Origin of the sequence: Pseudomonas sp. K5002 (assembly GCF_013386655.1) — a bacterium.
GTDB lineage: Bacteria > Pseudomonadota > Gammaproteobacteria > Pseudomonadales > Pseudomonadaceae > Aquipseudomonas.
Map to the genome: position 1 here is coordinate 1 of NZ_JACARK010000461.1, position 11848 is coordinate 11848.

Annotated in this window: 10 protein-coding genes; 3 read left to right on the top strand and 7 right to left on the bottom strand. The window is 61.5% G+C overall.

Translation table 11 applies throughout. The annotated features are described in order from the left end of the window. A partial coding sequence (locus tag HX846_RS20395; RefSeq protein WP_372242005.1) for a COG3650 family protein occupies nucleotides 1-411 on the top strand: 411 nt, incomplete at its 5' end. Between the two features lie 107 nt (nucleotides 412-518). After that, on the top strand, nucleotides 519-2132 hold the full coding sequence (locus HX846_RS20400; protein WP_102368251.1) for an NAD(P)/FAD-dependent oxidoreductase: 1614 nt from the start codon (nucleotides 519-521) through the stop codon (nucleotides 2130-2132). A 135-nt stretch (nucleotides 2133-2267) separates the two neighbouring features. Here HX846_RS20400 and HX846_RS20405 read toward each other — a convergent pair whose 3' ends face one another. Then, the gene (locus HX846_RS20405) at nucleotides 2268-3365 is read right to left on the bottom strand and encodes a PLP-dependent cysteine synthase family protein (protein WP_173406096.1); all 1098 of its coding nucleotides are present in this window, start codon (nucleotides 3363-3365) and stop codon (nucleotides 2268-2270) included. A gap of 213 nt (nucleotides 3366-3578) precedes the next feature. Here HX846_RS20405 and nhaA point away from each other — a divergent pair, with 213 nt between their 5' ends. Beyond that, a complete protein-coding gene (gene nhaA, locus HX846_RS20410) occupies nucleotides 3579-4766 on the top strand; it encodes a Na+/H+ antiporter NhaA (protein ID WP_178965988.1) in 1188 nt (395 codons plus the stop codon). 81 nt (nucleotides 4767-4847) lie between these two features. Here nhaA and HX846_RS20415 read toward each other — a convergent pair whose 3' ends face one another. The 6 genes from HX846_RS20415 to HX846_RS20440 all read right to left on the bottom strand — a co-directional run. Further along, a complete protein-coding gene (locus HX846_RS20415) occupies nucleotides 4848-5312 on the bottom strand; it encodes a glycine zipper 2TM domain-containing protein (protein WP_010176704.1) in 465 nt (154 codons plus the stop codon). Nucleotides 5313-5593: 281 nt separating this feature from the next. After that, the gene (gene pdxH / locus HX846_RS20420) at nucleotides 5594-6241 is read right to left on the bottom strand and encodes a pyridoxamine 5'-phosphate oxidase (RefSeq protein WP_003211693.1); all 648 of its coding nucleotides are present in this window, start codon (nucleotides 6239-6241) and stop codon (nucleotides 5594-5596) included. Between the two features lie 27 nt (nucleotides 6242-6268). Next, on the bottom strand, nucleotides 6269-7426 hold the full coding sequence (locus tag HX846_RS20425; RefSeq protein WP_087694263.1) for an OmpA family protein: 1158 nt from the start codon (nucleotides 7424-7426) through the stop codon (nucleotides 6269-6271). 142 nt (nucleotides 7427-7568) lie between these two features. After that, nucleotides 7569-8714 (bottom strand): EstA family serine hydrolase, encoded by a 1146-nt coding sequence (locus HX846_RS20430; RefSeq protein ID WP_003211696.1) that lies wholly within the window; start codon nucleotides 8712-8714, stop codon nucleotides 7569-7571. A gap of 92 nt (nucleotides 8715-8806) precedes the next feature. Continuing rightward, nucleotides 8807-11134 (bottom strand): beta-galactosidase, encoded by a 2328-nt coding sequence (locus tag HX846_RS20435; protein ID WP_177041967.1) that lies wholly within the window; start codon nucleotides 11132-11134, stop codon nucleotides 8807-8809. Between the two features lie 95 nt (nucleotides 11135-11229). Further along, nucleotides 11230-11848: helicase C-terminal domain-containing protein (locus tag HX846_RS20440; RefSeq protein ID WP_306173132.1), on the bottom strand; the 619-nt coding region annotated here is incomplete at its 5' end.

The following is an 11848-nucleotide window of genomic DNA, read 5'->3' on the forward strand; positions in this document are numbered from 1 at the left end:
CGTGGCAAGTTCTCCGGCGTCGCCAGCGGCACCCAGGGCACGGTGGACCTGCAACAGGTGTACCGCGTCGAGCGCTCGACCTCGGCCTGTGATGACCCGGACTTCAAGCGCATGATCCTGCGGGCCAACGGCCACAAACCGGCCTGGGCGATGAACGTCACCGCCAAGGGCATGGTGCTGGAGCGTGAAGGCCAGCCACCATTGGCCGTGCCGTATGTGGAAGAGCAATCGGGCGACGGACGGTTCAACCTGATGACCGAAGCGAATAACCAGCACATCGAACTCTGGGTGGCCCCGCAACGCTGTGTCGACAGCGCCAGCGGCAGCCTGCAGCACATGTCCGCTGAGCTTCGGGTCAACGGCCAGGTGCAACGCGGTTGCGCGTCGTTCGGCGGTTCGCGAGACGACTGATTGCGCCCTGCGCTGTTTTAGCATGACGGGAAACCGCTGTTGGGGCTTATAATCGCCGGTTTGCAAAACAGCCGGCCTCTTTGCCCGCCGCCTACCGGATTCCTGTCATGTTACGAATCACCGAACTCAAGCTGCCCATCGACCATCCCGAAGAAGACCTGCGGCCTGCCATTGTGCAACGCCTGGGCATCGCCAGTGATGACCTGCTCGATTTCACCCTGTTCAAACGCAGCTACGACGCCCGCAAGAAATCGTCGGAGCTGTGCTTCATCTACACCATCGACCTGGAAGTCAAAGGCGAGGCGGCCCTGCTGCTCAAGTTCGCCGACGACCGCAACGTCAACCCGGCGCCGGACATCAGCTACAAGGTCGTGGGCCATGCGCCGGAAGGCCTGACCGAGCGGCCGATCGTCGTCGGTTTTGGCCCGTGCGGGATCTTCGCCGGGCTGTTGCTGGCACAGATGGGTTTCAAGCCGATCATCCTCGAGCGCGGCCGCGAAGTGCGCCAACGCACCAAGGACACCTGGGGCCTGTGGCGCAAGAATGTGCTGAACCCGGAATCCAACGTGCAGTTCGGTGAAGGCGGCGCCGGGACCTTCTCCGACGGCAAGCTCTATAGCCAGATCAAGGATCCGAAATTCCACGGTCGCAAGGTGCTGCACGAGTTCGTCAAGGCCGGTGCGCCAGACGAAATCCTCTACGTCAGCAAGCCGCACATCGGTACGTTTCGCCTGACCGGCGTCGTGGAAAACATGCGCCAGCAGATCATCGCCCTGGGCGGTGAAGTGCGCTTCGAGCAGCGGGTCACCGACGTGCTGATCGAAGACGGCCAGTTGAATGGCGTGGTGGTGGATGGCGGCGAGCAGATCCTGTCCAAGCACGTAATCCTGGCCCTCGGCCACAGCGCCCGCGATACCTTCCGCATGCTGCATGGCCGTGGCGTGTACATGGAAGCCAAGCCGTTCTCGGTGGGTTTCCGTATCGAACACCCGCAGTCGCTGATCGACGCTGCACGCCTGGGCAAGTACGCCGGCCACCCGAAACTCGGGGCCGCCGATTACAAACTGGTGCACCACGCCAAGAACGGCCGTTCGGTGTACAGCTTCTGCATGTGCCCGGGCGGTACCGTGGTCGCGGCGACATCAGAGCCGAACCGCGTAGTAACCAACGGCATGAGCCAGTACTCGCGTAACGAACGCAACGCGAACTCCGGGATCGTGGTGGGCATCACCCCGGAAGTGGATTACCCGGGCGGCCCGCTGGCCGGGATCGAGTTGCAGGAACGCCTGGAATCCCACGCGTTCATCCTCGGCGGCAGCAACTACGAAGCACCGGCGCAGCTGGTGGGTGATTTCATCGCCGGCAAGCCGTCCACCGCCATCGGTACCGTGGAGCCATCCTACAAGCCCGGCGTAGCCCTGGGTGACCTGGCGCTGGCGTTGCCGGAGTTTGCCATCGAAGCCATCCGCGAAGCGTTGCCGGCGTTCGAGAAGCAGATCAAGGGCTACTCGCTGCACGACGCGGTCCTTACCGGGATCGAGACCCGCACTTCTTCGCCGCTGCGGATTACCCGTAACGAGTCGATGCAGAGCCTGAACGTGAAAGGCCTGTTCCCGGCGGGCGAAGGTGCCGGTTATGCCGGTGGGATTTTGTCGGCGGGTGTCGACGGGATTCGGATTGCCGAGGCGCTGGCGCGGGATATGTTGGGCCTGGAGGCTTAACCACTGCGCTGAAAACGCAGCAGATCAAATGTGGGAGCGGGCTTGCTCGCGAATGCGGTGGATCAGCCGAATCATGTATTGGCTGACACTCCGCATTCGCGAGCAAGCCCGCACCCACATTGATAATGCGGTGTTTTAGATATTGGCGCGCAGGATGCTTTCCGGCAACGGTTGCCCCCGCTCGACACTCGCCGCAACGGCCGCAATCAAACCCTCCAACTCATACCCCTGCCCTGCCAGCCAGGCCTGATCGTAATAGGTCGTGGCATAGCGCTCACCGCCGTCGCACAAGATCGCCACGATCGAGCCCGACTCCCCTGCCGCCTTCATCTGCTGCGCCGCGATCAATGCACCGATCAGGTTGGTGCCACTTGAGCCGCCTACTCGCCGCCCCAAGCGCTGCGCCAGGTAATGCATGGCCGCCAGGGACAGCGCATCCGGCACCTTGACCATCGCATCAATCACTTTCGGCAGGAACGACGCCTCAACCCGTGGCCGGCCAATGCCTTCGATGCGCGAGCCACAGTCCAGGCGCAGGCTGGCGTCGCCGCTCAGGTAGTAGTCGAAAAACACCGAACGCTCCGCGTCCGCGCACAACACTCGGGTGCAGTGCTGGCGATAACGCACATAACGCCCCAACGTCGCCGTGGTGCCACCCGTGCCGGGGCTGGAAATCAGCCAACTCGGCTCCGGATAACGCTCAAAGCGCAGTTGCTGGAAGATCGATTCAGCGATGTTGTTGTTGGCGCGCCAGTCAGTGGCACGTTCGGCATAGGTGAACTGGTCCATGAAATGACCACCGCTTTCCTGCGCCAGGCGCTCGGATTCGGCGTAGATCTGCGTCGGATCCTGCACCAGATGGCTCTTGCCCCCGTAGAACGCGATCTGCGCAATCTTTTCCTGGGAAGTGGTGGCCGGCATCACCGCAATAAACGGCAAGCCCAGCAGCCTGGCGAAGTACGCCTCGGAAATCGCCGTGGAACCGCTGGAGGCTTCGATCACCGGTGCACCGGGCTTGAGCCAGCCGTTGCACAACGCATAGAGGAACAACGAACGCGCCAACCGATGTTTCAGGCTGCCGGTGGGATGGCTGGACTCATCCTTGAAATACAACTCGATACCTGGCAAACCCTGCATTGGCAAGGGGATCAGGTGGGTGTCGGCGCTGCGCTGGAAGTCCGCTTCAATAATGCGAATGGCTTCGCGGGCCCATTGGCGGTTGTCGCTCATGATCGGTTTCTCTAAGGATTTCAGACCTGATCTTAGGATGTTTCCTACACTCCACACAGATACAGTCATGACTCAATTGGACACACAATTTTCGGGGTCTGGCGCGCAAGTGATCAGACCGATCCCTTATAACAAATAAGAATATAACTTTTGTTTTAACAACTAACGGTACGGGTTAGGGTACCCACCTATTGAACTTTGATTGGAGAGCATCCCTTGCCTCTGCGTAGCACTTTCACCCGTTTCTTCCAGCTGGAAGCCGCCAGCGGTCTGCTCCTGATCGCTGCTGCCGCTTTGGCGCTGATCATCAACAACTCACCGCTGTCGCACCTCTACGCGAGTTTTCTCGACGTGCCGGTGGTCGCACAAATCGGCGCCCTGAAAATCGCCAAGCCGGCGCTGCTGTGGATCAACGACGGCCTGATGGCCCTGTTCTTCCTGCTGATCGGCCTTGAGGTCAAACGCGAGTTGCTCGACGGCCAACTGTCCAAGCCTTCGCAAGTGGTACTGCCGGGAGCGGCAGCCATCGGCGGCATGGTCGTGCCGGCGCTGATCTATTGGGCGCTGAACAAGGACAACCCGGCCGCCCTGGGTGGCTGGGCAATCCCCATGGCCACCGACATTGCCTTCGCCCTGGGCGTATTGGCCCTGCTGGGCAAGCGCGTGCCGGTTTCGCTGAAGTTGTTTCTGATGACCCTGGCCATCATCGACGACCTTGGCGCGATCATCGTCATTGCACTCTTCTACTCCGCCGACCTGTCCGGCGCCTCGTTGGCCGGTGCAGCAGCATGCCTGATCGCCTTGATAGCCATGAACCGGCTGGGTGTCGTCAAGCTGGGGCCCTACATGATTGTCGGGCTGATCCTGTGGGTCTGCGTGCTCAAGAGCGGCGTACACGCCACCCTGGCGGGCGTAACATTGGCGTTCTGCATCCCGCTGCGCACCAAAAACGCCGAGCCATCGCCGCTGCTGACCCTGGAACACGCCCTGCATCCCTGGGTGGCCTACGCGATCCTGCCGCTGTTTGCCTTTGCCAATGCCGGCGTCTCGCTGGTGGGCGTCAACCTCGAAAGCTTCACCCACCACGTGCCAATGGGCATCGCCGCCGGCCTGCTGCTGGGTAAGACCGTTGGCGTACTGGGTTTCACCTGGGTCATGGTAAAAACCGGCCTTGCCGCACTGCCCGCCGGCGCCAACTGGGGCCAGGTGCTGGGCGTGGCGGTCCTGTGCGGCATCGGCTTCACCATGAGCCTGTTTGTCGGCTCCCTGGCGTTTGTGCCGGGCAGCAGTGAATACGCGGGTATGGACCGGATGGGCATCCTGACCGGGTCGATACTGGCGGCGCTGATCGGGTATGCAGTGACGGCGATGGCCAGTCGCAAGCAGGCGCTCGTTCAATCCTGACCTTCACGGACAATTGCTACCCCAACAAAAAACCCCAACCAGTCACCCGGTTGGGGTTTTTCTTTGCCTGCAACCTTACCCTTAACGAGTAACGCGGCTTGTCCCGTTCACGGTCATGATGCGAACGCGGTCGCCAATGCGGAAGACTTCGTTCGGGTCAACGGCCTGGACGTAGGCACGCATGCTGCCGTCGTCTTCACGAACGGTGACTTCGACGCCTTGAGTGCGGGTCAGGCCTTCTTCAGCGGCCGAACCGAGCAAGCCACCGGCAACCGCACCGATAACGCCAGTGACGATACTGCCACGGCCACCGCCGATAGCGCTGCCGCCAACACCGCCAACCACTGCGCCAGCAACGCCGCCGATTGGGGTCTTGGTGCCTTCGATTTTTACCGGACGCAGGGATTCAATGGTGCCCATCCGAACGGTCTGCACGCGACGTGCTTCGTCACGGGAGTACGAGTCGCCGGTCAGACTCGAGGCGCAGCCACCCAGCAGCAGCGACAGGGTGGTAAAGCAGGCAACTAGTAAAACGGACTTACGCATAGCATCAACTCCAAAGGACAGGTATCCATTAAACCGCTGTGGCTTGCCGCCTGTCACGGCATGCCGGGCAGAAAATTGTTTTCATTCAGCCTTAGTACAGAGAACCTGTACCGAAAAACTCGACGAACGGTAGCGTTCCCACCTCCCTCAGGATCTTGATGGACGCTGTCATCATTGTAGCTAACGGCCGCATAACGCAGCGCAGCGCTACCCATCCAAGGCCTCTGACTAGAGACTTCGGCGTGCAGCGCTACATTCAGGCGAGGTGACGAAAGGTGGGCTCAGGGCGCCAGGCGCTCACGGGTCCAGTCGGCCCCCTGCAAGCGGAAGTTCAAGCGGTCGTGCAAACGACTCGCGCGGCCTTGCCAGAACTCGATGCGCTCCGGCAGCAGGCGGTAACCACCCCAGTGTTCGGGGCAATCAGGCTGGGTATCGCTGAAGCGTTGTTCGGTGGCCTTGAGCAGCGCCTGCAACTCTTCGCGGTCCCTGATTACCCGGCTTTGCGGTGAAGCCCAGGCACCCAGGCGGCTACCCAGGGGACGGACCTGGAAGTAAGCATCCGACTCCTCGGGCGAGACCTTGACCACCCGACCTTCGATGCGCACCTGGCGCTCCAGGGTCGGCCAGAAGAAGGTCATGGCGGCAAACGGTCGCGCCGCGAGTTGTTCGCCCTTGGCGCTCTGATAATTGGTGAAGAAGGTAAAGCCCTGTGTATCCAGGCCTTTGAGCAGCAGGATCCGGCAGTGCGGGCGACCGTCCTGGTCCACCGTAGCCAGGGTCATGGCATTGGCCTCCACCGGTGGCTGTTCGGTTTTCACCGCGTCGGCGAACCACTGGTGGAACAAGGCAAACGGTTCATCCGGGGCCTGGGCCTCGCTCAAACCGTCCCGTGTGTAGTCACGGCGCATATCGGCCAGTGCCTGGGTCATGCGGCTTTATCCTTCTTGCTCAAATAATCAGTTCTTCGCCTGGTCGTTGGTAGCAGCTGGAGCGGCGGCCTTGGCAGGTGCTGGCTTTTTAGCAGCAGGCTTGGCCGGGGCCTTTTTGGCAGCCGGCTTGGCGGCAGCTTTCTTGGCAACGGTTTTTTTCGCCGGAGCGGCAGCTTTTTTGACCGGAGCAGCGGCTGGAGCAGGAACGTCCTGCACAGCGACCATTTCAGCCTTCGGCGGGTTGGCCGAGTTGTACTTGCTCAACAGGGCCAGCATGGTGGTGCGCTGGGTGAACATGATTTCCATGCGACGGTTCAGGGCGCGGCCCTGGTTGCTGTCGTTGGCGGCACGCGGCATCAGGTCGCCCATGCCACGCAGCATCAGGCGGTCCTGCTTCAGGCCGCTGAGGCTGAAGATCGAAGCGATGGACTGTGCACGTTCCTTGGTCAGGGCCTGGCTCACCGGCTCGGCACCCGAGGTATCTACATGGCCCAGGACCAGTACGGCAGTTTTCGGATCGCCTTCAACGGCCTTGGCAACACGGGTGAACGGACCCAGGGTCACCGGCAGCAACATCGCCGGGCGTTTCGGGTTGTAGGAGCCGTCAACCGGAGCAATCACCACCAATACGTTGTCGCGGCGTTCCAGTTGCAGGTTGCTGTCCTTGATCGCGAGACGCAGGCGTGGCTCGTAGTCGTCCAACCAGGCCTGGGTGATTTTTGGATCAGGCATCGGGATGTTGGCGACGTCGACCTTGGCCAATGGCTTTGGCTTGCTTTCGAACGGCCACCACCATTTGGTATCGGTATCCGTCTTGGCAACGGCAGGTGCAGCGGCCGGTGCATCAGCCGGGGCGCCGGAGGCAGGCGTTGCCGCCTTGAGGTCGGCCTTCAGGTCTGCCTTGGCGTCGTCGGCTTTCGACGAGAACGGCCACCAGCTGGAGCCGGTATCCGCCTTCGCAACCGGTGCAGGTGCAGCAGCCGGTGCTACCGGCGCTGGCGCCTTGGCCGCGACCGCCGGCTTGGCATCCGGTTTGGTGTCGGCCTGGCTCACTGCGTCCTTGGTAGCAGCCTTATCGGAGCCAAATGACCACCAATGCCCGCCCTCGGCATCATTTTGTGGGGTTTGTGCACAGCCAGTAATAGTGAGGCATAGCGCCAGTGCCAAGGACTTGTTCGATAACATGAGATATCCACAAAATGAGAAAAAACCAGGGGCCTGAATGACCCGTTAAACAGACGCTTTTGGAACATTAAAGTTACAATATTTTGCCTAGCGTCTTTTTGTATGTGCCTTTGTAACAAAAAAACGCAAGACAGCAAGCTATTTACAGACAACCGGCCAATATTCTTACCAACTTTTGCGCCCGCGGGTCCATAAGTACATAAGGGCCCAATGTATTGGTCACAAAACCAAAGGCTACATCATGTTCCGGATCGGCAAACCCCACCGAACCACCGGCCCCGGGATGCCCAAAGGCCCGTGGGCCAAGGCCGAACGTGGCGTTTGGCACGTGCGGTTGATCCAACATGCAACCCAACCCAAACCGGGTTTGTGTCAATAAGGTTTTATCCGGGCCGATACTGTGTTCGCGGGTCAACTCTTCGAGCATATCGGCTTCCAGCAAACTACCGTCGAGCAGCCCACTATAAAAACCCGCCAGACTTCGCGCATTACCGTGACCATTTGCCGCTGGCTGCTGCATACGCCGCCATTCGGGTTTATTAGTGCTGGTCAGAATAGACGGTGGATTGGTAAATGCACGGGTAGTCATCGCCGTCGGCTCGCGCATCGTTACTTGAAGTAAACGTTGTGCCGCCTCATCGCCAACATTGCCCTTGCCTCGGGCTATATGGGCAACTCGATAAAACTCTTCATCTGCCAACCCCACATGAAAATCCAGGCCCAGTGGCCGTGCAACCCGGGCCACGATGGACTCGCCTGGCCCACGACCGTCGGCGCGGCGCAGCAACTCGCCCACCAGCCAACCATAGGTAATCGCCGCATAACCGTGCCCTTCCCCGAGCTTCCACCATGGCGCTTCGGCGGCGAGGGCGTCGACCATCATCTGCCAGTCGTACAGGGCTTCGGCGGGCAGCGTTTCACGCAGGGCCGGCAACCCGGCCTGGTGACAGAGCAGATGGCGCAGGGTGATGGCTTCCTTGCCCGCGGCAGCAAACTCCGGCCAGTACTTGGCGACCGGCGCATCCAGCTGCAACTTGCCTTCGGCCACCAGTTGCAGCGCCGTGACGGCCGTAAAGGTCTTGGTGCAGGAGAACAGATTGGCAATGGTGTCGCTGTGCCAGGCCTCGGCACCGTCCTTGTCGGCGGTACCGGCCCACAAGTCGACGACGGTTTCGCCGCCAATTTGGATGCACAGCGCGGCACCACGTTCCTGAGGGTCGTCGAACAGCGCGGCGAAGGCTTCACGCACCGCTTCGAATTGAAGCTCGTAATGACCCTGAATCTGCACCTAAGCCCCCTTGGAAAAGTACTACAGAAAGTGGCCGACATTGTTCCAGCCATTGAGCGATTTGTGAACCCGCTCTCGTCGATCAGCCCCCATCAATGACCTTTGCCGGAATGCCCGCCGGAATGCTCTGCACCCGGCGCTGCTGCATTGCCTTCACGCCCGGGCTTGCCGCCCTCACCGGCGTGGACCGCTGCGGCAGCCTTGGCCTTTTCGGCCTCCTTGCCCAGCTGATCGACGGCAGCCAGGTTACTTTTGCGCACACTGTCGACAAACCCCTGGAACGGCACATCGGTGATGCCGACCAGGCCGAAGTGGCCGTTTTCGCCGTCAAGCAAACGGCCGGTAACCGGCTGGTCCAGGTACTGGAACCAATGCACGCCGACGATCGACGGCTCGGTCATGGCCTGCTTCAGGAAGTTGGCGTAGGCAACCCCACGATCCTCTTCCCGGGCCAACTGCGTCACGCCGCCCCAGAACGGGCCGCGGTCCGCCGAGCCGAAGTTGAATTCGGTGATCAGCACCGGCTTGTCCAACGTCCGCAGGGCCGCGAAGTCGTAGCCGTCCTGAGGCTTGAGGGTGTACATGTTGAAGCTCAGCACATCGCAATATTGCGCGCAGGACGCCACCGCTTCCGGCGTGCTGACCGCGTATCGGCCACCCAGCAACAGCTGGTTGGGCGCATGCCATTTCAATGCATCGGAGATGGTCTTGAAGTAGGCGTCGGCAAAGGTCTTCTGGAAGTACTTGAAGTCCGCTTCGATTTCCGGGTGCTCCGGGCTTGGCATTGGCGGCACAAAGCCTGGGTCTTCCATCAGTTCCCAGGCGGGCAGCTCGATGCCCCAGGCCCTGGAAAGCCCCTCCTGGTTGCGGTACTTATCGCGCAATTGCTTGAGAAACGCGCGCTTGGCCGGCACGTCGGTGGTCATGCGCAGGGTACCGTAGGCCAGGGCGTAGCGGGATTTCGCATCATCACCGGGACCGGCCCAGGCCAGTTCGTTGTCGGCAAAGAAGCCGATCAGCCACGGGTCGTCGCGATGGTCACGGGCGGCAATTGCCACCGCACGCTCGGTGGCCATGGCGAAGCGCGGGTCGAACGGGTCGGGCATGCCGCCCCACCAATCGGTGCCGGTGCTGATGCTCGCGTAATCACCGACGATCGACAGTGGCAAGGTGTAAGGCACGCGGTCGGCGGTCGCCAGCTGCGGCGCACTCCAGTTGCCGACAGTATTGAAACCCCAGGCCCGCAGGCGGTCGAGGGTGTGGCTGACCCAGCGTTTCTGGTCGAAACCTTCCGGAGCACAAGGTGCCGGCGGCACGCACGGCTGGCCATAGGTACGCTGCAGGTTGGCGCCATAGAAGTCGTACCAGCGGCCGACATTAAAGCTGCGCCCCTGATCGGCACCATTGCCGCTGCGGCTGTCACCGCTGCCGTAGTATTTGTCGAAAGGCTCGCCGGCCTTGGGCAGCGCGGCAAACATCCATTCGCGGCCCGCCACGTAGGTCTGGCTGTTGTCCGGGGCGACGGTATTGACGCCCAGGGAGTAGAACGGATGGCCTTCCGGTGTCACCAGGTACCAGCGCCCGTCGCGCTTCTCGGTGCGGAAGAAGCCGCTGGCGTCAAAGGCCGGGCCCTTGTTCCAGCCGCCGAATTTGTCCAGGGAGGCCTTGTCGCGCTCGGCCAGCCAGCCCTTGAGCTGTTGCTGTTCCTTGACCGCTGCGGCCCTCAACTGCTCGTCGCTGCTGACTTTCTCCGGCCACCGGGCGCGGGTGGACTGCCCATAGGCGTCCACCAGATCGCTGTAGGTAGCCTTGAGTACCGGCGCGATGTCCTGCACGCCAAAGCGTTCGAGCAAGATGCTTTGGGCGACGTTCGGCTTGATCATCGACAGGGTCACCGACACGATCTGGCTGCGGTCGATCTCCCCTTCGCTGCTGGCCAGCAGCACGCGCTGGCCATCGACGGTGATCGGCATCGGCGGGCCGGCCTTCATCCCCTGGCTCAGGGGCGAGTTGGCTTGCAGCGGAATCAACAGCGTTTGCGCGGGACCGGCTGGCAGGTCGATACGGCTGAACAGTGTCCGGCCGTCATTGCTCTGCACCTTGACGTACAGGGTCAGCGCCCAGTCCATCGCACTTTGAATACGCAGGCTCATGGCACCGGATTGCGACCAGTCCCAGGCGCCGGTCTGCGGGCTGAGCACCAGGCTCGGTTCGGCCGCCGGGTTGAAGGTGATACGGCGCAGCACTTCGCCTTCAGCGGTTTGTTCGGCGTTGTATTGCGGCAGGCTGGCGTCCTGGGTCGCCACCTTGACCACATCGGCGGGCCGTACAAAGTTGAACAAGGTTTGTTGCCCGGCAGGCGCAGCCAGCAATGGCGCGGCAAACAACAGGGCAAAAACAGCGGGCAGCGTGCGAATCATGTGAACAAGGTTCTCCCAAACGGCCGGTGACTGGCCTGATGACGTGAAGCGATGGTGAGATAGACCACAAAGTGGGCGAATTCGCCCACTGGGCCTTAAGAAATTTCCCGCCGAAACGGCGGTAAAGCATTCAGGATAGCTTTCCCATAGCGCTGGGTAACCAGACGCCGGTCAAGCAAGGTGATGGTGCCGCGATCTTCTTCGGTACGCAGCAGGCGGCCGCAGGCCTGGACCAGTTTCAAGGAAGCGTCCGGCACCGAGATCTCCATGAACGGATTGCCGCCCCGGGCTTCGATCCATTCGGCCAACGCGGCTTCCACCGGATCATCCGGCACCGAGAACGGGATCTTGGCGATCACCACGTGTTCGCAGTAAGCGCCGGGCAAATCCACACCCTCAGCGAAACTCGCGAGGCCGAACAGCACGCTGGAATCGCCGCCATCCACCCGCGCCTTGTGCTTGTTCAGGGTTTCCTGTTTCGACAGGTTGCCCTGGATAAACACCTGCTTGCGCCAGTCACGGTCGAGGCCGTCGAACACGTCCTGCATCTGTTTGCGGGACGAGAACAACACCAGCGTGCCCCGTGAGCCCTCCACCAATGATGGCAGGTCACGAATGATCGCCGCCGTATGGGCCGGCGCATCCCGTGGGTCGGCCTTGAGGTCCGGTACCCGCAGCACACCGGCGTCGGCGTGATGGAACGGGCTGGGCACC